The organism is Dyella psychrodurans (genome assembly GCF_003363265.1).
In the GTDB taxonomy this organism is placed as follows: domain Bacteria; phylum Pseudomonadota; class Gammaproteobacteria; order Xanthomonadales; family Rhodanobacteraceae; genus Dyella_B; species Dyella_B psychrodurans.
The window spans coordinates 120,816-145,589 of record NZ_QRBF01000002.1 but is presented as its reverse complement, the minus strand read 5'-3'; the positions used below and the strand labels follow the sequence as shown (position 1 = coordinate 145,589).

Sequence of the window (24,774 nt, the reverse complement as noted above, 5' to 3'; positions counted from 1 at the left end):
GCCCGACGGGACCGCAGTTCTATCTATTGTCCGAAGAAGCTTACGAAGACCTGAGAAACATCCAGACCATGCTGACGCTGATGGCACATATCGCTTACAGCGAAGACGACATCACCAACGGCAATGTCGTGCTGAAGATCGGCCGTGCGGATCTCTATTACTACTTCCAGGAGATCAGCGCGCAGATTGGCGCCGCGCTGGATCGGCTAAGCAAGGAAAACTGGACCGACACGCAAAGCCGGATGTGGCAATAAAGCGGTCAGCGTTTGATGGAAAGCACGTTGACCTCTTTATGTCTTCCGCACCGTTTCTACGGCCTACACAAAAATCGGCCGCACCCGATTCACGGCACGGCAAGCCCTGCAACAGCATCACGTATACGTCAGTTAACGGTGAATGAAGTTGAAGCGGTTAATGGTGCCATGACCATGGATCAAGGTCTGAATGTCATTGGTGGTATTGCCGCTGTCTGCGGCGTTATCCCGGGCCTGCAAGGGGCCGCCGCATTCGCTGGCGGTGTCTATCTTGGTGGCGAGCTCGTGGAATTATTGGCCGATTAACCAGTGAAACGCAGTGCCAGCTGACAAGTTGGCACTGCTATCGCTTCAAATATCAATTCACAAAGAATGACGTATGACTATTGACCTAAATGTTTCATTCAACTCACCCCCCACAAAGCACTGGCATATTCAGGATGGCTGGTTGGTTCGTGCTCATTTCTTGTGGGGATCTGGGCTGCTTACCCCCGCTCAGGTCTAATAGAAGCGTTCGTCTTATTTTGTATCTTATTTGCTCAAGCGAACTCACTGAAGAACTATCGAAGCGCTCCTATTCTTAGAAACTTTTCCGTCATTTGTGCGATCACTTACTGGTCGATTGGGTTCATGCTTCGCCAGCTAGATGTTATTGGAACCACTATTTACGCTGCCGTTGTATTTTCTTTCGTCGCATCTGTTGCCGTTATTCGTTTGCGTTAGCAGGCTGTTGAGAATGAGTGACATCCTTCCATTACAAAGACCTGCGGTTGGCAGCGTTGAACCGAACGGTCAGAAGACGCTTCAACCTAAGTCAGACTAGTTAGACAGTGAAATGGGGCCGGGGGTAGTTAACAGGCCAACAGCAAATCAAATCGGCGGCAAGAAGCCTGCACTTAGCGGCCTGCAAGCGCGATCTGGTTGGTAGCATGGCTCCGGCTCTTCGGCCGATAAAAAAAGACCTGCATCGCTGCAGGTCTTGGTCTTACTGGTGGGCCGTGACAGATTCGAACTGTCGACCAATAGATTAAAAGTCTACTGCTCTACCGACTGAGCTAACGGCCCGGAAAAAAGTGAGCTGCAAATTTTATGGCCTGAGCGCCTTGGGCACAAGCGAATCAGACGTATCGGGTCGGATCGGGTAGCCCAGCCTGGCGGAAACCCTGGGCGCGGAGCCGGCAGGCGTCGCAATGGCCGCAGGCTCGACCTTCGGCGTCGGCCTGGTAGCAGCTGACGGTGGCGGAGAAATCGACGCCCAGGCGCTGGCCTTCGCGGGCGATGTCGGCCTTGCTCATCGCGATCAGCGGCGCGTGGACGCGGATAGCCGCGCCCTCGACGCCCGCCTTGGTGGCGAGGTTGGCCAAGCGCTCGAATGCCTCGACGAAGGCAGGGCGGCAGTCCGGGTAGCCGGAGTAGTCGACGGCATTCACGCCGCACCAGATGTCATTGGAACCCAGCACCTCGGCCCAGCCCAGCGCGATGGAGAGCATGATCGTGTTGCGGGCCGGCACGTAGGTGACGGGAATGCCCTCGCCGCCTTCTTCGGGCACATCGATATCCGCCGTGAGCGCGGAACCGCCAATGCTGCGCAGATCGACATGCACGGTCTTGTGTTCCACGGCGCCAAGCATGTGGGCGACGCGCGCCGCAGCTTCCAGTTCGGAGCTGTGGCGTTGCCCGTAGTTCACGCTCAACGCATGGATCTGGTAGCCCTGCTCGCGAGCGATGGCGAGTGTCACGGCCGAGTCCATGCCTCCGGATACGAGGATGACGGCCTTGCGGGAAGTGGGTCCTGACATAGGTGGATTTCCAACGTGAATACGGCCGGTCACCGGCCGGGAAACGCTACCGGCGACACAGGCCGATGCGTGGGGTTTTTATCTTGCCTCGTGCGGAGGAAGTTTCTACACCGTCATTCCGGCGAAGGCCGGAATCCAGTGAGGTATTCGTCCGAAGGACACAAAACCTTTGGCGTTAAGTGCTTCGCACAGCATGTTATTACTGGATTCCGGCCTTCGCCGGAATGACGGTGAGGCCAAGCAAATACTTTGAGATCGGGAATAAAGCTGCGCTCAATGGCCTGGCGCGTCGTTCCATAGCAACTTGTGCAGCTGCAGTTGGAAACGCACCGGCAACTTGTCTTCGATGATCCATTCCGCCAGCGCACGCGGTTCGACCGCGCCATGCACGGGCGAGAACAACACCATGCAGCGCTGATCGATGGCATGCTCGGCCACCGCGTTGCGCGCCCATTCGTAATCGGCGCGACTGGCGATCACGATCTTGACCTGATCGTGGGCAAGCAGGTGATCCAGATTCGACCACAGGTTGCGCTTGCTCTCGCCGGAATCCGGCGCTTTGAGGTCCATCACCTTGCGCACGCGCGGATCCACCGTGGAAACATCGATGGCGCCGGAGGTTTCCAGCGACACCTCGTAACCGGCATCGCACAGTTTCTGCAGCAGTGTCAGGCAGCGTTTTTGCGCGAGCGGCTCGCCGCCCGTCACACACACATGCTTCGCGCCATGCGAGGCGACTTCGGCGAGAATGTCGTCGATGTCGCGCCAGTTGCCGCCGTAGAACGAATATTCGGTATCGCACCAGACGCAGCGCAACGGGCAACCGGTAAGACGCACGAATACCGTCCGCCAGCCGATCGCATCGGCTTCACCCTGGATCGAATGAAAGATCTCGGTGATGCGCAGACGCTCGACGGCGGTCGGTGTCTCCGTGGCGATATCCACGCTTGGGTTGCTGCTGCTCACAACGATTGCCTCAATGAGCCGACTGTTGCGAGAGCCGGTTCAAGCGTTCCCGTGCCAGCTTGGCCGCATTGGAACTGGGATACTTGGCCAGCACCGATTTCAGCGTGGCGACGCCGGCATCGGTCTGCTTCATCTCCAGCTGGCTGTAGCCGAGCTTGAGCAGCGCGTCGGGCGCCTTGTCGCTCTGCGGGTACTGGCTCAGGAGATGCTTGAAGGCTTCCACGGCGACCTGGTAGTTGGTCGTCGCGTAGTACGACTCGCCGAGCCAATAGAAGGCGTTCGAAGTCAGCGCGTCGTTGGGATATTTCTGGATGAATTCGCGGAATCCGCGCGACGACGAAACATAGTCGCCCGCACGCAGCGATTTGAACGCGACGTTGTACGCATTCAACGCTGCAGTCTTTTCTGCTGCCGATTCCGCGGGAGCCGCCGGTGCGGACGAAGACGCCGCAGGTGCTGTGTTGGCAGGCGCATTGGCAGAAGCGGCGGCGGATGTCGCCGGTGCCGGGCCGCCGGTACCGGCCACTGCGGCAGGATTGGCATTCACGCCTTTCTCCAGGCGCTGCAGACGACTGTCCGCGTCGGCGTACTGTGCCTTGTTCTGGTCCTGCAACTGTTGCAACTGATGCTGCAACTCTTCGATCTGACCCTGCATCTGCTGCATCTGCGTCTGCATCTGCTGCAACTGGCCGAGCTGATCGACGCGATTCTGGGTCTGATTCTGCGATTGCTGCTCCAGCCGGGCAACCCGGTCGGAGAGACTCATCGGCGTGGAGTTTTGCGCGTGCACGGGCACCCAAAACAGCAAGGCGGACGCCAGGGCGCCCGCCTTGCTTATATTGGCCGTGAAACGATTAGCCAACCGGAACACCATCAGGTGGCCGTGTAGACGATCTCAACGCGACGGTTCTTGCTCCAGCAATCTTCGTTGTGCTCGCGGCACACCGGCTTTTCTTTGCCGTAGCTGATCACGCTGACCTGGCTGGCCGAACCACCGTTGGCCTGCAGGGCGCTGGACACGGCGTTCGCACGACGCTCGCCGAGGCCCAGGTTGTATTCACGCGTACCGCGCTCGTCGGCATTGCCTTCCAGGCGCATCTGCGCGGTCGGACGGTCCTGCAGATACTTGGCATGGCACTGCATGATCTGCTGGAACTCCGGCTTCACTTCGTCCTTGTCGAAATCGAAGTAGACGACGCGCTGACGCAGGCAAGCATCGGTGTCGAGGTCTTGCGGGGTGTACTTGCCGGTGCCCTGGGTGGGCTGGGTGACCGGGGTTTCAGCCGGTGCAGTTTCCTGCGGCTTGACTTCCTGCTTCTTGCTACAAGCGGCCGCGCCAACGCAAAGCAGGGCGACCAGAGCGATACGAACGGTCTTATTCATGGTGACGTTCCTTCAAACGGGTTTGATTTCCGACAGTCAATAACGATTGCGGTTACGGGACAGTGATCGCCGGTGGGCCGGCTGTTGTATTTATTTTTCTACACTTTCAACTTTACAGCCAGGCATTGTACTGCACAGGCCAATAAACTGGACGCGGCAAACCACCGCGACCCCGGTAGCCGGAACGCGGTGAGGCGCTCCGGGCCCTTCCTTCGATCAGCCGGATGCGGCCCCGAAAGACCACGCCCCGGACTGACTTAATTCTTGCGATAGGGTCCCCAAGCCGGCTGGCGCACGTCCCCATTGGCGATGGTGAGCCGCTGCCTGACCATGCCGTCATTGGAAACGGCAAAGAGCACGTCCCGGGGTCCATCAACGGCGGCGTAGATCAACATGCTGGCGTTTGGCGCGAAGCTGGGTGATTCGTCAATCGGACCGGTCGAGATGAAGCGTACCTGCCCACCAAGACTCTGGTCCACGATGGCAATACGATACACGTTCCCGTTCGCCTGCACCATGGCAATCTGCTTGCTGTCATAGCTGATCGCCGCGTCCAGATTCTGCTGGCCCTGGAAGCTGATGCGGTCCGGCGTGCCGCCCGAGGCCGGCATGCGGTAGATCTGCGGGCGTCCCGATCGGTCGGACGTAAAGTAGATGCTCTGCCCGTCCGGCGACCATACCGGTTCGGTATTGATGGCCAGGCTGCGGGTAAGGCGCGTTTCCTGACGGCTCGCCAGGTCCATCACGTAGATTTCCGGGTTGCCTGTGTAGGAAAGCGACAGTGCCAGCTTGCTGCCATCCGGCGACCAGGCGGGAGCGCTGTTGATGCCTTTGGCGCGACCGGAAACCAGCTGACGGGCACCCGTGGAGATGTTCTGGACGTAGATGGCCGAGTTGCCGCTTTCGAACGACACATAAGCAAGACGGTTGCCATCGGGCGACCACTTGGGCGAGATCAGTGCTTCGTGCGAACGCGCGACCACCTGCGGGTTGTAGCCATCCGAATCGGCCACGATCAGCGAGTAGGTCTCGTTGTTGCCGGTACCCACCACCGTGATGTAGGCGATACGCGTCCAGAAGGCACCGGGAATGCCGGTGATCTGCTGGAAGATGGCATCGGCGATCTGGTGCGCCACGCTGCGCAGATCGCTGATCGAAGCCGGCGGCATGGCGCCGCCGAGCAGCCGCTGCTGGCGATTGACGTCCCACAGTTCGTATTCGACCGACACCATGCCGTTGCCGGCATCCTTGATGCGGCCGATCACGAGGTAGTCCTGCTTGAGCAGGCGCCAGGTGGCGAACTTGATGTCCGAGCCCTGGCTGGGTTGCTCGACGATTTCGCTTACCGCCAGCGAGCGGAATTTGCCGCAGCGATTGAGATCGCTGCGGATGACGTCGGCGATATCCGTGGGCAGCGGCGAGCCGCCTTGCTGTGCAAACGGCACGACGGCGATCGGCGTGGCGGTCTTCACACCACCTACGATCTGCACGTTCAAGGTCTGTGCCGCTGCAGGGCCAGCAATCAATCCCGCGACCAAAAGCAGGATAAGGACTAATAGCGACTTGGAAGATCTACGCATGGGGTGGCTCACTGCGGTATGAATGTGAAGTCGATTTCACGCTGAAACACGCTTTCGAAACCCTTGTAGGGCAGCGGCTGCGCACGCAATACGGCATTTTCAACGGATCGTTTGCCAGCATCGTCGTACGGACAACCGGACGATGCCTTCGCGCTCATCACCGTGCCGCCAGGGGACTGCACAATGTGTACGACGCACGGAGCGTTGGGCATGTTATCCGGCCGCGTCCAATTCTGTGTGACGGCGTTCTGAATCGCCGCCATGTACTGGTCCAGCAGGCTGCTGTTCTGCGCATTGGTGCCCTTCTGGCGCTGGGCAGCGTTCGGCAGATCGGGCAGGCCGTTTTCCGAGGCGTTTTTCAGGTCCGCCATTTGCTGCTTGGCTTGCTTGGCCTTGTTGTCGAGCTTTTGCGTCTGGGCTGAAGCCTGATCCATCTGCTTGAAGAGCTCATCCACTTTTTCCTGCTCTTGTTTGCGCTTGGCCGCCTGCGCATCCAGGTCTGCCTGACGCTGGCGCTCTCTTTCTTGCTGTTCTTTCTTGGCGTCCTCGGCCTTCTGCAGCGCATCCTGCACCACGCGCTCCTGATCCACGGTGTCGGGATTCTTGGGCGGCGGCGGCAGCTGGCTCACCTGCGGCTGGACCTCGGGTGGCTGGGGCGGCGGCACGGAAGGCGGTGGCGGCACCGTATTGGGAACGGGCTTCACCTTCACCGCCTTCGGCGGCGGCGCCCCTGTATTACCCAGCAACGTGGCCTCGATCACCGGCCCCTTCAGCTGCAGCGGGGGAGGCGTACAGGTGATGGGATTGGGCAGATGCAACGCCGTGAGAAACGCGTCGTAGTTGGTGCACGAAAGCGTGGCCAGAAACAGGAACGCCACGATGCCCAGATGCAAGACGGCGGACAGCACTACCGCAAGCGGAGTGCCCTTGGCGTTACGGTCGTCCATTCGGATTGCCCGTCTCCGGCGCACTCATCAAACCGACCTTGGCGACACCGGCCTGTTGCAGCAAGGCCAGTACCTGATACACACCGTCGTACTTGCCGTCGCGATCGCCAGCGACCAGCACGCTCACATCCGGATTCTGCTGCACGAATGCGCCGACCTTGACCTTCAGCGCGTCGGCATCGATGGGTTCTTTCTTCTCGGTGCCGAGGGTGAGATACAGCTGTCCATGGCTGTCGACCGAAATGATCACCGGCTCTTTCTTGTCCTGCAGCGACTTGGCGTTCGCCTGCGGCAGGTTCACGTCGACGTTGGAATTGAGCATGGGCGCCGTGACCATGAAGATGATCAACAGCACCAGCATCACGTCGATGTAGGGAACGACGTTGATCTCTGATTTCAGCTTGAAGCGCTTATGACGCGCGGAGCTTCGCATGGCTGCACTCCCGCTCAGTGATTGGGGTCGTCGGACTGAATCTGCCGTTGCAGCACGGAGGAGAACTCTTCCTGGAACACCTCGTACCGCGAAGCCACGCGCTCGACCTTGTTGGCGTAGCGGTTATAGGCCCACACCGCCGGAATCGCGGCAAACAGGCCCATGGCCGTTGCAATGAGCGCTTCGGAGATATGCGGCGCCACCACGGCGATGGTGACGTCCTTCATCTCGCCCAGGCCCTGGAAAGCACCCATGATGCCCCACACCGTACCGAACAGGCCGACATACGGGCTGATCGAGCCGACGTTGGCAAGAAACTCGAGATTGCGTTCCAGCGAACCGATCTCCTTGGTGCCGGCCACGCGCATCGCACGCTCGGAACCTTCGATCACCGTGCGCATGTCGCTCACGCGACGCTGACGCTGACGCACGAATTCGCGGAAGCCGGATTCGAAGATGTTCTCCATGCCGCCGTTGTCGCCGCCGTTGTTGCTGACCTCGCGGAACAACTGCGCGAGATCCGCGCCGGACCAGAAGCGCTCTTCGAAAGATTCGGCGTTTTCCATCGCGGCTTTCAGCTGCGAATACTTGCGGATGATGATCACCCAGGACATGAAGGAGAACAGCAACAGCATCACCATCACCAGCTGCACCGGCAGGCTCGCCTCGACGAGCAGCTTGAAAACGTTCAGTCCACTGTTCATGGCTTGGGGGTTCTCCACCAACAAAATTGAGTATGTGAAAGCGTCGGTTCGGGACAGGGGTTAGTCCCGGATCAGGCCGGCCGGTATGGGAGCGGGTCGCATGCGCTTGAGATCCACGCATGCGGCGCGTACTTGCGCCTCGATAAGTCGCGTCCCATCCGCCTTACTGATCGTCTGGGTGAAAAGGATACTGGCTGAACGCCTTTCTTTGACTTCCACCGTCACCGTCAGTTCATCGTCCAGCAGGGCGGGCTTGAGGAAGTCGATTTCCATCCGGTGCACCATGAAAGCCAGCCCCGTGGCCTCTTTGAAGGCCATCTGGTCCACGCCCAGCCCCCGCAGCCACTCCGTACGGGCACGCTCCATGAAACGCAGGTAGCTGGCGTGGTAGACCACGCCGCCGGCATCGGTGTCTTCCCAGTAGACGCGGACCGGCCAGGCGAAAACCTTGCTTTCAGACATCTTGCTCGCCCGTGCCGAACAGGTCCGCCGCCTGCGGCTGGCGCGGTGGCGGCGTAAGCCCCAGATGGCGCCAGGCCTTGGCGCTGGCCATGCGTCCGCGCGCGCTGCGCACCAGAAAACCTTGCTGGATGAGATACGGCTCGACGACGTCTTCCAGCGTGCCGCGGTCTTCGCTGAGCGCTGCCGCCAGCGACTCCACACCCACCGGACCGCCGTCGAAATTTTCGATGATGATCGCGAGCAGACGGCGGTCGAGCTCATCGAAGCCTTCGGCATCGACCTTGAGCATGTCCATCGCCGCTCGCGCCGCGGCGCGGGTGATATGACCATCGGCGCGCACTTCGGCGTAATCGCGCACGCGGCGCAGCAGGCGGTTGGCGATGCGCGGCGTGCCGCGCGAGCGGCGCGCGATTTCTTCCGCACCTTCGACTTCGCAGCCAATGCCTAGAATACGCGCCGAGCGGCGCACGATCGCGGCCAGTTCATCGGGCGAATAAAACTCCAGTCGCTGCACGATGCCGAAACGATCGCGCAGCGGCGCGGTAAGCAGACCGGCGCGCGTGGTCGCGCCGATGAGCGTGAAAGGCGGCAGATCCAGCTTGATCGAACGCGCGGCAGGGCCTTCGCCGATCATGATGTCGATCTGGAAATCTTCCATCGCCGGATAGAGCACTTCTTCGACCACTGGCGAGAGTCGATGGATCTCATCGACGAACAATACGTCGTGCGCTTCCAGATTGGTCAGCAATGCCGCCAGGTCGCCCGCGCGCTCCAGCACCGGACCGGAAGTAGAACGGACGTTGACGCCCAGCTCATTGGCGATGACATGGCTCAAGGTGGTCTTGCCCAGACCGGGCGGCCCGAAGATCAGCACATGATCGAGCGCCCCGCCCCGCTTCTTTGCCGCCTCGATATAAATCGAAAGCTGCTCGCGCACCGCCTGCTGGCCGAGGTATTCGCTCAACCGCTTTGGACGGATAGACGCCTCCAGCGCTTCGTCATCGAGCTGGGAGGCGGCGGTAATGATGCGATGATCGGTCATGGGCGAATTATGGCGGACTGGGACGGCGGCAGCGAGCCGCCCGTTCCCATCAGATTTCCACCTGCGTTCCCAGCTCGATCAGGCGATTGCCGGGAATCTGGAAAAACGCGGTCGCCGGCAACGCATTGCGCGACATGAAGGCAAACAGGCGATCGCGCCACAGCACCATGCCGGGACGACGCTTGTCCGCGACGACGTTCTCGCGCGAAAGGAAGAAGGTGGTATCCATCAGATCGAACGGAAGGCCGCTGCGCGCGCACTTGGACAGCGCCAACGGAATGTTCGGATCCTCGGCAAAACCAAAGCGCACTTCCAGACCGTAGAACTCGCCCGCCATCGGCAGCAGGTGGATACGCTCTTCCGCATCGGCAACCGGCGTCTCCAGGATCTCGACGGTCAACATCACGTTGCGCTCGTGCAGCACCTTGTTGTGCTTGAGGTTGTGCAACAAGGCATGCGGCACGGCGTTCTGGTTGGCGGTGAGGAACACCGCCGTGCCCGGTACGCGGAGCGGCGGATGCTCGGTGATGTTCTCGATGAACGGCTCCAAGGCCAGACCGCCCTGCTTGATCTCGCGCACCACCAGCTCGCGGCCGCGGCGCCAGGTGGTCATCACCACGAACACGCCCAGCCCCAGCACCAGCGGGAACCAACCGCCGTATTCGACCTTGATCAGGTTGGCGCTGAAGAACGACACGTCGATGATCAGCAGCAAAGCGCCCGCGATCAGCACCACCGGCATCTTCCATTTCCATTGGTGATGCGCCACGAACAAGGCCAGGATGGTGGTGATCGTCATCGTGCCGGTCACCGCGATACCGTACGCCGCGCTCAGGCTGTCGGAGCTGCGGAAGCCCAGCACCGCGACCAGCACCAGCACCAGCAGGAAGCTGTTGACCCATGGCACGAAGATCTGGCCGGACATCTCACGCGAGGTGTGCACCACCGGCATGCGCATCGAATAACCCAGCGACATCGCTTCGCGTGTCATCGAGAACGCACCGGAGATCACTGCTTGCGACGCGATCACGGTCGCCGCCGTGGCAAGACCGATCATCGGATACAACAGCACCGACGGCACGGTCTTGAAGAACGGATTGTCGATCGCGTCGGGATGATCCAGCAGCAACGCGCCCTGACCGAAGTAATTGAGCACCAGCGCCGGCAATACGAAGCTGAACCACGCAAGGCGTATGGGGCGTTTGCCGAAGTGGCCCATGTCGGCATACAAGGCTTCCGCACCCGTTAGCGCCAGCACGACGCCACCCAGCGCGATGAATCCCTGCACGCCATGGTTCATGAAGAACCGCAGCCCGTAGTAAGGATTGATCGCCCACAGAACATGCGGATTGTGGGCGATCATCGACACACCCAGCACCGCAATGGTGATGAACCAGATCACCATCACAGGACCGAACAACTTGCCCACGCGTTCCGTGCCGTGGCGTTGCAGCGCAAACAGGAAGAACAGAATCACTGCCGTAACGGGCACCACCCAAGGCGCCAAACCAGGCGATACCACCTTCACGCCTTCGACGGCGGACAATACGGAGATCGCCGGCGTGATCACGCCGTCGCCGTAGAACAGCGACGCACCGAAAATGCCGATGATCGCCAGCAACCAGCGCAGTCTCGCGCTGTCGCGCACACCGCGCAGCGCCAACGCCATCAGCGCCATGATGCCGCCTTCACCCTTGTTGTCGGCACGCATGATGAAGGTGACGTATTTCAACGACACCACGATGATCTGCGCCCAGAAGATCAGCGAAAGCACGCCATAGATGCTCTCGGGCGTCGGCCTCATGCCGTCGTGGCTCAGCGTGGTCTGCAAGGTGTACAGCGGACTCGTGCCGATGTCGCCGTAAACCACGCCGATGGCACCCAGCGCCAAGGCCGCGAGACGCTTCTTGGCGTCGGCTTCGCTGATGCCGTGATGAATATCCTGGCCCACTTATCAACTCCCGAGTGCGGCGCGCAGCGCCTTGCGGATGATGGCTTCGGCACTGTCGCCCGGGGAGGCGACCTTCTGCACCAGTCGTGTCACTTCAACCGGCTTGTAGCCAAGCTGCTGCAAAGCCACGGTGGCCTCCGCGGCAGGATCGAGCGGTGTGTTGGATGCCGCGGCGAGACCCGACGCACTGACACCAAGCCCGTCCACGCGATCGCGCAATTCCACCACGATGCGTTCCGCGGTCTTTTTGCCGATGCCTGGGATCTTGGTCAATGCCACCACATCGCCAGCTTGCACGAGACGGGCGAAATCCTGTGTGGAGACACCGGACAACACCGCCAACGAAATCTTCGCGCCGATGCCGCTAACCTTTTGCAGATTGCGAAACAGCGTGCGCTCGGATTCATGCAGAAATCCGTACAGCGCCACGCTGTCTTCCTTCACTGCGTAATGGGTGAGCAGCGTGACTTCCTTGCCGGTGGCAGGCAGGTCGTAGATGGTGGACATCGGCGCTTCCAGCTCGTAGCCGACACCGCCAACTTCCACCAGCAGCCAGGGCGGCTGCTTGGAAACGAGAATTCCCCTTAGCCTGCCAATCATCGTCGACGTCTCCATGCAGTACGAGGAATGCCCACGCGTTCGAGACTGGAACGCGTGTGCGCATGCGCCACGGCGATCGCCAGCGCATCGGCGGCATCGGCTTGTATCGGTCCCTTCAAACCCAGCAATACGCCAATCATGTGCTGCACCTGGGTTTTGTCGCTGCGACCGCCACCGACCACGGCCTTCTTGACTTCGGTGGCTGCGTATTCGTGCACGGCGATCCCGTGATTGACCACCGCGCAGATCGCGGCACCCCTCGCCTGCCCGAGTTTCAGGGCCGAATCGGCATTGCGTGCCATGAACACGCGCTCGATGCCGCACTCGACCGGACGATGCTCCGCGATGATCTCGCTGATGCCATCGAAAATGTGCTTCAGGCGCAGCGGGAAATTTTCTTCGCCCGCCACCACCAGCGCATCATGAAAGACGTGCGACAACTTGCCCGCCGCATCGACATCCACGATGCCGATGCCAGTGCGCTGGCTGCCTGGATCAATGCCAATGATGCGGATCATCGCGCGGTAGCTTGGGTCGCGGCGTCGATGGCTCAGCCGGCGTCGGCTGGCAACAAGGCGTTGTGATAGACCTCGCTGACGTCATCCAGCGAATCGAGCTTCTCGAGCAGATCGGTGAGCGTTTCCAGCGCTTCGCCCGTAACGGCAGTGCGGTTGTTGGGGCGCATCACCACGCCGGCATGCATCGCGTCGAGCTTGGCGTCGATCAACGCCTGCTGCACGGTTTCGAAGTTTTCCGGCGCGCAGATCACCGTGCTCTCGCCATGCTCGTTGATGACATCGTCGGCGCCGGCTTCGAGTGCCGCTTCCAGCACTTTTTCTTCCGCCGCCGCGTCGCCGCCCGTTGCGAAGACCAGCTCACCGCAACGCGTGAACTGGAATGCCACCGAACCGTTGGTGCCCAGATTGCCGCCGTGCTTGGTGAGCGCATGGCGCACGTCGGCCACGGTGCGCGTGGGATTGTCGGTGAAGCATTCGATGATCAGCGCGATGCCGGCCGGGCCGTAGCCTTCGTAGCGCAGCTCTTCCATCTTCGCGCCGCCATCGGCACCCGAACCGCGCTTGATGGCGCGCTCGATCGTGTCCTTGGACATGTTGGCGGTCAGCGCCTTGTCCACCGCGGCGCGAAGGCGCGGATTGAGGGCCGGATCGGCGACGCCTGCGCGCGTGGCGACGGTGATTTCGCGGATCAGCTTGGTGAACACCTTGGCGCGCTTGGCGTCTTCGGCATTCTTGCGACCTTCGATGGACGGGCCTCTACCCATGGTGATACCTGACTCGATGTCAAAAGTGGAAAGCGGGGGATTTTACTGCATTGCGCCATGGCGCTCCGCTTTTGCGTGATCCAACGGCGCAATCCCCCTCCCCTACGTGCAGTAGGGGAGGGTCGGGGTGGGGTGCAGCCATGGTGCGCGCGGCAAGCTCGTGCCACCCCCTCCCAGCCTCCCCCTGCAAGCAGGGGGAGGAGCAGGAAGATGCAGCTCGTTCCCAGAATTAAGGCTTAGGCTTCGCCAGCGTCAAAACGTCCACTGCGCAAAAATTGACCAGTCAGCCGTGCCACTTCCGCCGAAAACAACAGCCCGGTATGGCTGGTTTCGACCACGCAGTGCCCTGCCAGACCCGGCAAACGGGTTTCCTCCACCGCGACGGTGCCGTCGTGCTCCCCGGCGATATGGCCGAGCATGGCACCCAGCCCGATCGGCATGCGGCCGGCGATCATGCCGACCTCGCGCGGCCCGTTCCAGGCCTCGAAGCCCTGCTCCAGCAGCACGCGGTTGTCGCCCAGCAGTATCTCGCCGCCGCGTCCCAGGTTCGCAAAGGCACGCGCGGCGGCGCTGCCTTTGAGCGGCGAACCCAGGCACACGATGCGCCCCGGTGGAAGATCATTCGCTTCGACGCAGGCGCGCAACGCCAGCAGACCGCCAAGGCTGTGGCCCACCAGATGCACGGGCTCAGGCGCACACTCCACCATCCCGGCGCGCAGGCGCGCGAGGATGTGTTGCTGGGTCGCCGCCACACTCATGTAATCGAGACGATGGACGCGAAATCCGTCCTCCATGAGACGCCGGTGCAACAGGCCGAGCGCGAAGCCGCGCATCCAAATGCCATGCAGCAGAATGATGTGTTCGGTCATGTGTCAGACAGCTGCGACGTGACGTCCAGCATGCCATGCCGGATGCTCCGGCATGGCATGCGCGCACTCAGCCTTTTGCGTTTTCCGTGACGGAGACCGCGACATGCAACTCCTTGAGCTGCGCGTCGCCCACGATCGACGGCGCATCGGTCATCAAGTCCTGCGCACTGGTGGTCTTCGGGAACGCAATGACGTCGCGAATCGATTCGGTGCCCGCCATCAGCGCGGCAATACGGTCGATGCCGAAGGCCAGGCCGCCGTGCGGCGGCGCGCCGAATTTCAGCGCCTTGAGCAGGAAGCCGAACTTCATCTCGGCCTCTTCCGGACTAATGCCGAGCAGATCGAACACGGCGCTCTGCATGTCCGGACGGTGGATACGGATCGAACCACCGCCGATCTCGGCGCCATTGAGCACCATGTCGTAGCCGCGGCTCACCGCATTGGCGGCATTCGCGCGCAACTCGGCGATGTCGTCGACCTTGGGCGCGGTGAATGGGTGATGCAGGGCGACGAACCGCTTTTCTTCCTCGTCGTATTCGAACATCGGAAAGTCGGTGACCCACAGCGGCTTCCAGCTGTTTTCCACCAGGCCGCGATCCTTGCCGACCTTCAGGCGCAGCGCGCCCATGAAGTCGGTGACGGTTTTCCACTTGCCCGCGCCGATGAACACCATGTCGCCCGACTGCGCGCCGGTAGCTTTGAGCACGGCATCGAGCGCCGCGTCATCGAGGAATTTCGCCACCGGCGAATTGACGCCTTCGCGGCCCTTGGCGAGATCCTCGAACTTGATCCAGGCGAGACCTTTCGCGCCGTATTTGGCGACGTATTCGGTGAGCTGATCGATGTCCTTGCGGCTGAGCGCGGCACCGCCCGGCAAGCGCAATGCGGCGACGCGACCGGCGGGATCGTTGGCGGGTTCGGCAAACACCTTGAACTCGACGTGCTTGAGCGCATCGGCCACGTCGGCCAGCTCCAGCGCAATGCGCAGGTCCGGCTTGTCCGAGCCGAAGCGGCGCATCGCTTCCTCCCACGTCATGCGCGGGAAGGTCGCGGCGAGTTCCACGCCGATCACTTCCTTGAACACATGGCGGATCAGCGCTTCGACGAAATCCTGCACGTCCTTCTCTTCGACGAAGGCGAATTCAAGGTCGAGCTGGGTGAATTCCGGCTGGCGATCGGCGCGCAGGTCTTCGTCGCGGAAACAGCGGGCGATCTGATAGTAGCGATCGAAGCCCGCCATCATCAGGATCTGCTTGAACAGCTGCGGCGACTGCGGCAGCGCGTAGAACTGGCCCGCATGCACGCGGCTGGGCACGAGATAGTCGCGTGCGCCTTCCGGCGTGGCCTTGGTGAGGATCGGCGTTTCGATATCCTGGAAACCGCGCGCGTCGAGATAGCGGCGCAGCGCCTGCACCAGCTTGATGCGGGTGCGCATCATGGTCTGCATCTCGGGACGGCGCAGGTCGAGGTAGCGATACGTCATCCGCATGTCTTCGTTCGGATTCTCGTGCAGCGCGAAGGGCAGATCCTTCGCGGCGTTGAGAATCTCCACCGTCTCGGCCAGCAGTTCGACCGTGCCGGTCTTGAGCTTGTCGTTGGCCGACAGCCGCTTGCGGATGCTGCCCGTGACACGCACGCAGTACTCGTAACCCAGCTCGCCGGCCACCGCGAACGCCGCGGCGTTCTCGCGCTCGATCACTACCTGGGCCAGCCCTTCATGGTCGCGCAGATCGACGAAGGCGACGTGGCTCTGCAGGCGCAGGGTATTGACCCAGCCGCACAGGGTGACGGTCTGACCGACCAGCGATTCGTTGATGAGGCCGCAGTAATGCGTGCGCATGCGCTTGAAACTCCGGGCCGCCCAGGCGGCGAATTAGCGTGGAAAAGACCCGGAATCTTAACACTGACGCCCCGTTTTCCCTCTCCCCTCTGGGCTACGCGGGGATGGGAGAGGGAGAAAAGCTCAGCTCGTTGTCGTCGCCGGCTTGCTTTCTTTCGGCGCCGCGGGCGCAGGGCTGCTTTCGGCGGGCTTGCTGGTGCCGCCCTCGCCCGCCAGATTGCGCTTCTTGTCGCCATCCTTCTTGAAATCCGTCTCATACCAGCCGCCGCCGGCAAGACGGAAGGACGGCGCACTGATCTGGCGCTGCACCTTGGGCGCACCGCAGTCGGGGCATTGGCTTGGATCGGGATCGGACAGCTTCTGCAAACGGTCGAAACGATGACCGCAGGCGTCGCATTGGAATTCGTAGATAGGCATGTACACACTCCGGAGTGCCACCCGCCTTACGGCACTGGGGCAGTCGGCATTATCGGGTCGCGGGGGCGGATTTCAACCACATCGACAAGGCCGCGCCGCTCTCAGCCCAAGGCCAGCACCACCAGCACCGCCGTTTCGACCATCTCCGCCAGTGCTCCGGCCGTATCGCCGGTGAACCCGCCGAGCCGGCGCTGGCACGCGTGCCGCCAGAGACCGAACACCAGCACGGCGACCAGCAGCGCCAGCGCACCGCGCCACTTGGCCAGTGCGCAAAGGCCGGCCGTGATCGCAAGCGACACGGCGCAAGCCCGGCCCGAAGCGTTGGTAAGCGCCGCGCCGAGTCCGCGGCTGCGCACATAGGGCGTGGTGAGAAACAGCGCGATCAGGCTGGCCCGCGCCAGCAACGGCGCCAGCAGCAGCGCCAACCACTGAAATGTCCCCAGGCTCGTGATCGCCGTAACCTTCAGCAACACGACCAGCACCAGCGCCACCACGCCGGCAGGACCGGAGCGAGGATCTTTCATGATCGCCAGCGTCTTCTCGCGATCGCCCAGACCGCCGACCCAGGCATCGGCGCTGTCGGCCAATCCATCCAGATGCAGGGCGCCGGTCAAAACGACCCATGCCAGCACCACCAGTACGGACGAGAGCAAAGAGGGCGAGTCGCGCAGCAGCCAACCCAGCACCGCCAGCAGCATTCCCAGCAACAAACCCACCAGCGGATACCACGCCAGCGAATTCGCCTGCGCGCGCTCATCGTCGAATACGCCGGCGGGTACCGGCAGTCGGGTCAGGAAACCAATCGCCACCAGCAGGCTTCGCATCATGCGGTTACCGGAATGGGCCAGTGCACACGATGCAGTGAAGCGTGTGGCACTTCAATGCCCGCCATGTCGCCATAGCTTCGTTTTTCCACCCGGCAGCGCAGCAGCCGAATCGCGCCGCCGTGAGTAACCACCAGGACCCGCCGGTCGCCGGCTTCCGCCGCCACCTCGTCCAGGGCCGCGCCGAGGCGGTGGTGGAAGGCCGCGAACGTTTCCGCATCCGGCGGCGGATGCGCGACCGGATCGGCCCAGAAACGACCCAGCGCATCGCCCTCCTCTTCCGCGATCCGTTCGATCGGCACGCCTTGCCAGCGGCCGAAGTGATACTCGGCCAGACGCGCATCGAGCCGCAGCGGCCATCCGCGCGCCGTCGACAACGCGCGCGCGAAAGCCGCGCAGCGTTGCAACGTGGATGAGACGATCATGTCCCATTCGCGCCCCTCGACCGCGGCGCGTAACTGCCTCCACCCGGATTCGGTCAACGCATCGTCGATCTGGCCGCGATAACTGCGCTGCCCGGTCTCGCCATGACGCAAGAGATCGATAGTCCCGCTCATGCCGTGGACACACCTGCCTGGGCAAAGGTGGCCATGCCGTTGTGCAAGGCACAGGCGAGACGCAGCAGCGGCACGGCGGTCGCCGCGCCGCTTGCTTCGCCCAGCCGCAGACCGAGATCCAGCACGGGATCGGCTTCGAGCGCACGCAGCAAGCGCGCGTGTCCATGCTCCTTGGAGCGGTGCGCGAACAGCAGCCACCGGTGCACATCCGGCTGGATGTGCACCGCCACCAAGGCCGCGGTGGTAGTGATGAATCCGTCCACCAGCACGGGTATGCCTGTCTGCGCCGCCGCAACGAATGCGCCGACCAGCGCAGCGATTTCGAAACCGCCCAGGCACCGCAACTGCTCCAGCGCGCCGCGCGCATCCGCGTGTCGCGCCAGTGCGCGCTCGATCACCGTCACCTTGTGCGATACACCCGACGAATCCAGGCCCGTGCCCGCACCCGCGAGGCACGACGGCGGCTCGTTGAGGATCGCGCTGGCCAACGCCGCCGCGGAGGTCGTGTTGGCGATGCCCATCTCGCCGCCGATGAAGAGCTGCGTGTCTGCGGCCTTGGCCGCCCGCACGCTTTCCGCCCCGACGGCCAGCGCGCTGTCGAGCTGCTGCACCGTCATCGCCGCTTCCACGCAGAAATTGGCGGTCGAAGGCGCGATGATCTCGCGGCGCACGCCGGGAATCTCGCCCGGATCGTTTACCGTGCCCAGATTCACCACTTCCAGATTCGCGCCCAGCGTGCGCGCAAGCACGCTGATCGCCGCGCCGCCGGTGGCGAAGTTGCGCACCATCTCTCCGGTGACCACTTGCGGAAAAGCGGAAACGCCTTCCGCCGCCACACCATGATCGGCCGCGAATACGCTGATCCACACCCGATCCACCGCGGGACGCGGCGTTCGCTGCAGCGACGCGAGATCGACCGCCAGCGCTTCCAGCATGCCCAGCGAACCGGGTGGCTTGGTCAATTGTTCCTGACGGTCGGCGGCCTCTCCGAGTATCGCGAGATCGGGTTGAGCGCAGGGTGCGGAAAGCCAGTCGAGGCTCATGGCAATGTTCCTTTCAAAACAAGTGGCAGACCCGCCGCGACGAACAGCACACGCTCGCTGATCGCGGCAAGAGATTGATGCAAACGCCCCGCTTCATCGACGAAGCGGCGCGTCAATTCGCCCAGCGGCACGATGCCGAGGCCGACTTCATTGCTGACCATCAGCACCTCGCCCGGCAAGGTCGGCAACGTATCGAGCAATGACGAACGTTCACGCTCGAAGCACTCGCTATCCGTATCGCCAAGCAGATTACTGAGCCAAAGCGTCAGACAATCGACGAGCACGATGCGATCCCTGCCTGCGTGTTCGCGCAACGCGTCGGCCAGATGCAGAGGTTCCTCCACACTGAGCCAGGATGCCGGACGGCGCGCACGATGATGCGCGATGCGCAGCGCCATCTCTTCATCGCCCGCCTGTGCCGTGGCGACATACACCACCTCGCGCCGGCTTTCGTTGGCCCATCGCTCGGCCAATGCGCTTTTGCCGGAGCGGGCGCCGCCGAGGATCAAGGTACGCATACGGTCATTCCCAGCAGTCGCTCCAGCATTCCGATATCGAGATGTTGCTCAACCGCATCGGCCAGCCGGTCGATGCTCGCTTCACGCAGCGCGTGCACATCCACCGTGGCGGCATCGCGCAAACCGGCCCATTCCAGCAAGGCCGCCAAGGCTTCGGCATCGTCGAACAGTCCGTGCAGATAGCTGCCGATGACCTGGCCATCCGCAGAGCGTGCACCGTCAGGGCGGCCATCGTCCAGTCGCGCGAAGGGATTTTCCAGCGCCGCCCCTCGACTGACACCGCAATGGATTTCATAACCGCGCACTCGCGCATCGGCGAAGGACAGCTTGCCGCGAACGCGATGCAGTTGTTTATGCGGTTCGAGCGTGGTCTCCAGGTCCAGCCAGCCCAGTCCTTCGCTGGAACCCGGCTCACCCTCGATGCCCGTGGGATCGTGCACGGCGCGTCCCAGCATCTGCAAACCGCCGCAGATGCCGATCACCTTGCCGCCATAACGCAAATGCCTGGTGATCGCGACATCCCAGCCTTGCTCGCACAGCCACGCGAGATCGGCGCGCGTGGATTTGGAACCCGGCAGGATGATCAGATCGCACGGCGGTGGCGTTTCGCCGGGCCCCACGATGCGCAAATCGACCAGCGGATGCGCACGCAGCGCATCGAAATCCGTGTGGTTGCTGATCCTCGGCAAAGCGGGCACCGCGATACGCAGCATCGCATCTGGCTTATGCGCGTACTCGCGCGGCAATGCATCTTCCGCTTCCAGATGCAGGCCGTGCAGATAAGGCACTACACCCAGCACCGGTTTGCCTGTTTCGCGTTCCAGCCAATCGAGCCCCGGTTGCAGCAACGCAAGATCGCCGCGAAACCGGTTGATGACAAATCCCGCAACGCGCCCGCGCTCGCTCTCGGATAACAAGGCAAGCGTGCCGACCAGATGCGCGAACACGCCGCCACGATCGATATCGGCAATCAGAATGACCGGACAATCCACCGCCTCGGCATAGCCCATGTTGGCGATGTCGCGATCGCGCAGATTGATCTCGGCGGGACTGCCTGCGCCTTCCACGATCACTGCATCGTAAGTAGCGATCAATCTTTCGTGCGAAGCCATCACGGCGTCGAAGGCGAGGCGCTTGTAGTCGTGATAGCCGCGAGCGTCCATATTGGCCACGGCATGTCCGTGCACGATCACCTGCGCGCCCGTGTCGCTGTTTGGCTTGAGCAGTACGGGATTGAAATCCACGCGCGGCTCGATGCCGCACGCCTGTGCCTGCACAGCCTGCGCGCGGCCGATTTCGCCGCCATCCGCCGTGACCGCCGAGTTCAATGCCATGTTCTGCGGCTTGAACGGCGCCACGCGCAAACCGCGCCGATGCACCCAACGACATAGCGCCGTCACCAGCGCGCTTTTGCCCGCATCGGAAGTGCAACCCTGGACCATCAGCACCTGTGCACTCATCGCAGCACCTCGGCCAACGCCATGTCGAGCCGATGGAACGCCGCATCGTCGGGCGGAAGCCCGAAACGCAGGCTTGGCACATCGTCGAAAAGGCGCGTGAGAATGCCCACCTTCGCCAATGCACGATGCAGCGCAGGTGCGGCATCGTGTCGGCACCATTGGAACAACGCGCAACCCGCCGAGGGATCAAGGCGATGCTTGGCAAGCAGGGCAGCCAAACGCTCGCTGGTCGCGGTCAGTTGTGCCTTTGCCTGCACGTGCCACGCGCGATCGCCGAGTGCGTGCTGCAACACGTAACGCGTCGGACCGCTCAACGTCCACGGACCAAGCTTTTCCTGCAAAGCCTGCAATAGTGCCGGTGTTGCGCAAACAAAGCCGGCACGCGCACCGGCGAGACCGAAAAACTTGCCCACCGATCGCAACACGATCAGCCCATCGCGGTCCGCGTACGGACAAAGGCTGTAGGCGGGAGTGACATCCATGAAGGCCTCGTCCACCACCAGCCAGCCGCCGCGCGCAGCGAGATCGGCGTGAACGCGCAGCAATGCGTCGACATCGAAACGCTCGCCACCGGGATTGTTGGGATGGATTAGCATCAGCACATCCCACCGTTGCGGATTCGCCGACAGCACCTCGGCCGGATGCCGCTCCACATCATGTCCCGCGCGTTGCCATGCGTGCGCATGCTCCGCGTAACCGGGCGCAATGATTCCCACTCGACACGCAGCTCGCAGCAGCGGCAGGGCCTGGATGGCAGCCTGCGAACCCGCCACAGGCAATAGATGTTGCGCTTGGTAGTACGCGCGCGCCGCGTCGATCAGGCCATCGTCGTCCTCAGGCAGGCGGTGCCACGCCGATGGAGGAATCGGCGGTACGGGCCAGCCAAACGGACTGATGCCCGTGGAGAGATCGAGCCAAGCCTCGATCGGAATGCCGTATTCGCGCGCCGCGCGGTGCAGGCGACCACCATGTTCAAGCATGAAGGCCTCCGTGGATCGCAAATCCCCACAGCAACGCGACCGTCAACCAGACGATCACACCGTTGCGCAACAGGCGCAACGCGCGGGAGATCGATTCGGCGCTCGGCGGGTCTCCCTCTCCCAATGCCGGACGCTCTTCCCACACGCCGTGATACGGCGCCGCACCGCCCAGGCGCACATCCAGCGCACCCGCGCCAGCCGCCATCACCGGACCTGCGTTTGGGCTGTCCCATTGCGGCGCCTGCTCGCGCCAGCAACGCAACGCGCGATTGAAGTTTCCGCATAGGGCATACGTGAAAGCCGTGAGTCGCGCAGGCACATAGTTCAGCACATCGTCGATTCTCGCGGCGGCCCAGCCGAATCGTTCATAGCGTGGCGTGCGATAGCCCCACATGGCGTCGAGCGTGTTGGCCAGTCGATAGAGCAGCGCACCCGGCGCTCCCAGCAACGCAAACCAAAACAATGCGCCGAACACTGCGTCGTTTCCGTTCTCGAGCACGGATTCGGTCGCCGCCGCGGCAACCTGATGGGTATTCAATGCTGCGGTATCGCGACTCACCATGCGTCCCACTGCGCCGCGCGCCGCATCGAGTTCGCCCGATTGCAGCGCCGTGGCCACCGGTTGCGCATGTTCCCCCAGGCTGCGCAAGCCCAATGTGAAGTACAGCGTCAACACGGCAATGAGCCGTGACGCCCAGATCGGCATCGCTTGCTGCAGGACCCACAGCAGCAGGACGGATGGCAGCACCGCCACGGACCACGCCAACACACCGGCCCATCGCGTGTCCGCATGCATGCGTCGTTCTATCCCATGAACGACACGCCCGAATGCCACCAGCGGATGCGCGCGGCGCGGCTCACCCAGCAGTTTGTCGAGCATTACCGCGGCGATCATGAGCAGCGCAGTGCTCATGGCAGGAAGAGCTGCAAGGCAGCTTGCGGATGCGAAGGGAAGTAGAAATGAACGAAGCTGGCGGTGAGGCGCCTATCGCGATAGACCGCTTCCTGGCAGGGCCCCTGATTCGGATTGGTCGCATGCGCGAGAGGTTCGGCGTCGATCCATGCACGCGCATAGTGGAAGGTATGCCCGCGCAGTGCCCCTTCGGGCATCTCCACGTTTTGCAGACCCAGCGCCGCGAGGCGCGGCTGTAAAGCTGCACGCCCGGACAACAAGCCTGCCATCGTCGCTTCGTTGCCATCGCGATCGGCCAGCGAGTCCAGCGTAAACAGTAAACCGCCGCACTCGGCCAGCATGGGTTTGCCGGCGTCGCGATGCGCTCGCAGCGCCGCATGCAAATCGCGACGCTGCGACAAGGCAGCGAGATGCAATTCCGGATATCCGCCCGGCAGCCATACCGCATCGCAATCGGGCAAGGCGTCGCCGGCCAGCGGCGAGAAGAACTGCAGTTCGGCGCCGGCAGCGCTCAGCAGATCGAGATTCGCCGGATAGATGAAGCAGAACGCCGCGTCGCGAGCGACGGCGATGCGCACGCCTTGCAATAGTGGCGCAACGGGTTCGCTGGCAGGCGCCTCGAAACTGACCGGCGGCGGGAGTGCAGTCGCCGCATGCGTCGACCATGCTTCGGCCAAGGCATCGAGACGCGCGTCGATATCGCCGAGTTCGCCCGCTGCGATCAAACCCAGATGACGCTCCGGCAGCGCCAATGCGTCCTCTCGCGGCAAAGCACCCAGCCATTGCAGCGATGCGGGAAGGCTCTCCTTGAGCAGTTGGGCGTGATAAGCACTGCCGATGCGATTGGCGGCAACGCCGTACATCGACAGACCTTCGCGATACGCAGCCAGCCCGCAGGCGAGCGCACCGAACGTCTGCGCCATCGCCGAGCCGTCGATCACGGCCATCACCGGCAGACCCAGCTGCTGCGCGAGATCGGCGCTGGATGGCGCGCCGTCGAACAATCCCATCACACCTTCGACCAGGATCAGGTCGGCATCCGCCGCCGCATCGAACAATCGCCGGCGCACATCGGCTTCGCCGCACATCCACAAATCCAGCTGATACGCCGATGTACCTGCGGCACGCTCAAGCACCATGGGATCGAGAAAATCCGGCCCGGTCTTGAACACGCGCACCCGCCGCCCTTGCTTCGTATGCCAACGTGCCAACGCGGCGGTAACGGATGTCTTGCCCTGCCCCGAGGCAGGCGCGGAAACCAGCAAGGCCGGACACTGCCGCGTCGCGCTCACAGCTCCACGCCCTTCTGCGCCTTGATGCCGGCATCGAACGCATGTTTGATCACGCGCATCTCGGTCACCGTGTCGGCCACGGCAATCAAGCCATCGGGGGCGCCGCGTCCGGTGATGACGACGTGCTGGCGGGGCGGGCGCGCCGCGACGGCCGTCAGCACCTGTTCGAGTTGCACGTATTGCTTGACCAGCGCGATGTTGAGTTCGTCGAGCAAAACGAAATCGTAGGCAGGATCGGCAAGCATGCCCGCCGCCACCGTCCAAGCCGCTTGGGCCGCGGCGATATCGCGCGCCTTGTCCTGCGTTTCCCAGGTGAAGCCTTCGCCCATCACGTGGTAATCCAGCTGATCGCCGGCCAAATGGCGGAAGAACGCTTCTTCTCCGGTGGAAAACGTGCCCTTGATGAATTGCACGACGCCGCACTTGAAGCCATGCCCCAGCGAACGCGCGAGCATGCCGAAACCGGACGAGCTTTTGCCCTTGCCGTTGCCGGTATTGACGACCAGCACTCCGCGATCGATGGTGGCCTTGGCGATCTTGCGATCGACCAGTTCCTTCTTGCGTTGCATGCGTTCGCGGTGACGCTCTTCAGGCGTCATCGTGTCGTGGGACGGTTGATCGCTCATGGACGTGCACCACCTGCGGTGGATGGTGAGAA

The 24,774-nt window shown here is 62.5% G+C and carries 28 protein-coding genes and 1 tRNA gene; 2 read left to right on the top strand and 27 right to left on the bottom strand.

The features are described from left to right. Positions 1-254 (top strand): XAC0095 family protein (locus DWU99_RS06970; RefSeq protein WP_158543245.1); only part of this gene is annotated, 254 nt, incomplete at its 5' end. A gap of 15 nt (positions 255-269) precedes the next feature. Beyond that, complete coding sequence (locus DWU99_RS20785) at positions 270-560, top strand: hypothetical protein (RefSeq protein WP_147292895.1); 291 nt, start codon at positions 270-272, stop codon at positions 558-560. A 683-nt stretch (positions 561-1,243) separates the two neighbouring features. Here the strand turns inward: DWU99_RS20785 and DWU99_RS06965 are convergent. The 27 genes from DWU99_RS06965 to cobO form a co-directional block, all read right to left on the bottom strand. After that, positions 1,244-1,319: transfer RNA gene (locus tag DWU99_RS06965), tRNA-Lys, on the bottom strand. Between the two features lie 53 nt (positions 1,320-1,372). After that, on the bottom strand, positions 1,373-2,053 hold the full coding sequence (queC, locus tag DWU99_RS06960; protein WP_115477309.1) for a 7-cyano-7-deazaguanine synthase QueC: 681 nt from the start codon (positions 2,051-2,053) through the stop codon (positions 1,373-1,375). Positions 2,054-2,326: 273 nt separating this feature from the next. Beyond that, on the bottom strand, positions 2,327-3,019 hold the full coding sequence (gene queE / locus DWU99_RS06955) for a 7-carboxy-7-deazaguanine synthase QueE (protein ID WP_425476802.1): 693 nt from the start codon (positions 3,017-3,019) through the stop codon (positions 2,327-2,329). Positions 3,020-3,029: 10 nt separating this feature from the next. Continuing rightward, entirely contained in the window at positions 3,030-3,890 is an 861-nt protein-coding gene (ybgF, locus tag DWU99_RS06950) for a tol-pal system protein YbgF (protein ID WP_325048463.1), read from the bottom strand. Between the two features lie 2 nt (positions 3,891-3,892). Then, a complete protein-coding gene (gene pal / locus DWU99_RS06945) occupies positions 3,893-4,402 on the bottom strand; it encodes a peptidoglycan-associated lipoprotein Pal (RefSeq protein ID WP_115477307.1) in 510 nt (169 codons plus the stop codon). Positions 4,403-4,659: 257 nt separating this feature from the next. After that, positions 4,660-5,982: a Tol-Pal system beta propeller repeat protein TolB gene (gene tolB / locus DWU99_RS06940; protein WP_115477306.1), complete on the bottom strand. Its 1,323-nt coding sequence runs from the start codon at positions 5,980-5,982 to the stop codon at positions 4,660-4,662. Between the two features lie 8 nt (positions 5,983-5,990). Continuing rightward, positions 5,991-6,929 (bottom strand): cell envelope integrity TolA family protein, encoded by a 939-nt coding sequence (locus DWU99_RS06935; RefSeq protein ID WP_115477305.1) that lies wholly within the window; start codon positions 6,927-6,929, stop codon positions 5,991-5,993. Then, complete coding sequence (tolR, locus tag DWU99_RS06930; RefSeq protein WP_115477304.1) at positions 6,916-7,362, bottom strand: protein TolR; 447 nt, start codon at positions 7,360-7,362, stop codon at positions 6,916-6,918. Before tolR ends, DWU99_RS06935 begins: the two co-directional genes overlap by 14 nt. A gap of 14 nt (positions 7,363-7,376) precedes the next feature. Further along, positions 7,377-8,066: a protein TolQ gene (gene tolQ, locus DWU99_RS06925; RefSeq protein ID WP_115477303.1), complete on the bottom strand. Its 690-nt coding sequence runs from the start codon at positions 8,064-8,066 to the stop codon at positions 7,377-7,379. A gap of 60 nt (positions 8,067-8,126) precedes the next feature. Continuing rightward, positions 8,127-8,528, bottom strand: a complete 402-nt coding sequence (ybgC, locus tag DWU99_RS06920) for a tol-pal system-associated acyl-CoA thioesterase (protein WP_115477302.1) — start codon at positions 8,526-8,528, stop codon at positions 8,127-8,129. Beyond that, positions 8,521-9,570, bottom strand: a complete 1,050-nt coding sequence (gene ruvB, locus DWU99_RS06915; protein ID WP_115477301.1) for a Holliday junction branch migration DNA helicase RuvB — start codon at positions 9,568-9,570, stop codon at positions 8,521-8,523. Before ruvB ends, ybgC begins: the two co-directional genes overlap by 8 nt. Positions 9,571-9,619: 49 nt before the next feature. After that, a complete protein-coding gene (locus DWU99_RS06910; protein WP_233510941.1) occupies positions 9,620-11,521 on the bottom strand; it encodes a potassium transporter Kup in 1,902 nt (633 codons plus the stop codon). A gap of 3 nt (positions 11,522-11,524) precedes the next feature. Next, on the bottom strand, positions 11,525-12,121 hold the full coding sequence (ruvA, locus tag DWU99_RS06905) for a Holliday junction branch migration protein RuvA (RefSeq protein WP_115477300.1): 597 nt from the start codon (positions 12,119-12,121) through the stop codon (positions 11,525-11,527). After that, positions 12,118-12,639, bottom strand: a complete 522-nt coding sequence (ruvC, locus tag DWU99_RS06900; protein ID WP_199535727.1) for a crossover junction endodeoxyribonuclease RuvC — start codon at positions 12,637-12,639, stop codon at positions 12,118-12,120. Before ruvC ends, ruvA begins: the two co-directional genes overlap by 4 nt. Positions 12,640-12,671: 32 nt before the next feature. Then, positions 12,672-13,403: a YebC/PmpR family DNA-binding transcriptional regulator gene (locus DWU99_RS06895; RefSeq protein ID WP_115477299.1), complete on the bottom strand. Its 732-nt coding sequence runs from the start codon at positions 13,401-13,403 to the stop codon at positions 12,672-12,674. A 236-nt stretch (positions 13,404-13,639) separates the two neighbouring features. Next, positions 13,640-14,272, bottom strand: a complete 633-nt coding sequence (locus tag DWU99_RS06890; protein WP_115477298.1) for an alpha/beta fold hydrolase — start codon at positions 14,270-14,272, stop codon at positions 13,640-13,642. 67 nt (positions 14,273-14,339) lie between these two features. Continuing rightward, positions 14,340-16,112: an aspartate--tRNA ligase gene (gene aspS, locus DWU99_RS06885; RefSeq protein ID WP_115477297.1), complete on the bottom strand. Its 1,773-nt coding sequence runs from the start codon at positions 16,110-16,112 to the stop codon at positions 14,340-14,342. Positions 16,113-16,235: 123 nt separating this feature from the next. Next, a complete protein-coding gene (locus DWU99_RS06880; RefSeq protein WP_115477296.1) occupies positions 16,236-16,529 on the bottom strand; it encodes an FmdB family zinc ribbon protein in 294 nt (97 codons plus the stop codon). Between the two features lie 101 nt (positions 16,530-16,630). Continuing rightward, positions 16,631-17,356, bottom strand: a complete 726-nt coding sequence (locus DWU99_RS06875) for an adenosylcobinamide-GDP ribazoletransferase (protein ID WP_115477295.1) — start codon at positions 17,354-17,356, stop codon at positions 16,631-16,633. After that, positions 17,353-17,910 carry a histidine phosphatase family protein gene (locus DWU99_RS06870; RefSeq protein WP_115477294.1) on the bottom strand — a complete coding sequence of 186 codons (558 nt, stop codon included), beginning with the start codon at positions 17,908-17,910 and terminating at the stop codon, positions 17,353-17,355. The genes DWU99_RS06875 and DWU99_RS06870 overlap by 4 nt, the downstream gene beginning before the upstream one ends. Next, complete coding sequence (cobT, locus tag DWU99_RS06865) at positions 17,907-18,953, bottom strand: nicotinate-nucleotide--dimethylbenzimidazole phosphoribosyltransferase (RefSeq protein ID WP_115477293.1); 1,047 nt, start codon at positions 18,951-18,953, stop codon at positions 17,907-17,909. The genes DWU99_RS06870 and cobT overlap by 4 nt, the downstream gene beginning before the upstream one ends. After that, positions 18,950-19,471, bottom strand: a complete 522-nt coding sequence (gene cobU / locus DWU99_RS06860) for a bifunctional adenosylcobinamide kinase/adenosylcobinamide-phosphate guanylyltransferase (RefSeq protein WP_115477292.1) — start codon at positions 19,469-19,471, stop codon at positions 18,950-18,952. Before cobU ends, cobT begins: the two co-directional genes overlap by 4 nt. Further along, a complete protein-coding gene (locus DWU99_RS06855; RefSeq protein ID WP_115477291.1) occupies positions 19,459-20,931 on the bottom strand; it encodes a cobyric acid synthase in 1,473 nt (490 codons plus the stop codon). Before DWU99_RS06855 ends, cobU begins: the two co-directional genes overlap by 13 nt. Further along, complete coding sequence (gene cobD, locus DWU99_RS06850) at positions 20,928-21,911, bottom strand: threonine-phosphate decarboxylase CobD (RefSeq protein ID WP_115477290.1); 984 nt, start codon at positions 21,909-21,911, stop codon at positions 20,928-20,930. The genes DWU99_RS06855 and cobD overlap by 4 nt, the downstream gene beginning before the upstream one ends. Then, the gene (cbiB, locus tag DWU99_RS06845; protein ID WP_115477289.1) at positions 21,904-22,824 is read right to left on the bottom strand and encodes an adenosylcobinamide-phosphate synthase CbiB; all 921 of its coding nucleotides are present in this window, start codon (positions 22,822-22,824) and stop codon (positions 21,904-21,906) included. Before cbiB ends, cobD begins: the two co-directional genes overlap by 8 nt. Then, positions 22,821-24,116, bottom strand: coding sequence for a cobyrinic acid a,c-diamide synthase CobB (locus DWU99_RS06840; protein ID WP_233510939.1), 1,296 nt, complete (start codon positions 24,114-24,116; stop codon positions 22,821-22,823). The genes cbiB and DWU99_RS06840 overlap by 4 nt, the downstream gene beginning before the upstream one ends. After that, on the bottom strand, positions 24,113-24,742 hold the full coding sequence (gene cobO / locus DWU99_RS06835) for a cob(I)yrinic acid a,c-diamide adenosyltransferase (protein ID WP_425476801.1): 630 nt from the start codon (positions 24,740-24,742) through the stop codon (positions 24,113-24,115). The genes DWU99_RS06840 and cobO overlap by 4 nt, the downstream gene beginning before the upstream one ends. Positions 24,743-24,774: the final 32 nt, after the last annotated feature.